Origin of the sequence: Pseudoalteromonas sp. S3178, from assembly GCF_005886985.1 — a bacterium.
Lineage (GTDB): Bacteria > Pseudomonadota > Gammaproteobacteria > Enterobacterales > Alteromonadaceae > Pseudoalteromonas > Pseudoalteromonas carrageenovora.
The window spans coordinates 1-338 of the sequence record NZ_PNCW01000218.1; the positions used below are offsets into that span (position 1 = coordinate 1).

Here is a 338-nt window from a genome sequence, read left to right on the forward strand (position 1 = left end):
CATACAGTAGCCTTTTTTATTGACGATATTTTACCGACGACGTCGATTTATGATTCATTACACGCACAAAGCATAATAATCCAATGTATTTATAACGTAATTAACCGTTAGATGGTTCAAGTGCCTCAATGACATCATATGTGTAGGGTGTATTTTCGAGAATAATATGTAAACAAGCGCCTCCATGTGCAGGGCTTTGCATTTTTACTTCTCCTTTGAGCTTTTGCGTTACCAGGTTGTATACGATGCTTAAACCTAATCCCGTACCGCCATCATGACGTTTTGTGGTAATAAAGGGTTCAAAAATAACAGGTATTAGCTCCTTATCTATGCCATTA

General features: G+C 37.3%; 1 protein-coding gene. It reads right to left on the minus strand.

All coding sequences use genetic code 11. From position 1 onward, the window contains the following. Positions 1-100 precede the first annotated feature (100 nt). A partial coding sequence (locus CWC11_RS20700; protein WP_138684170.1) for an ATP-binding protein occupies positions 101-338 on the minus strand: 238 nt, incomplete at its 5' end.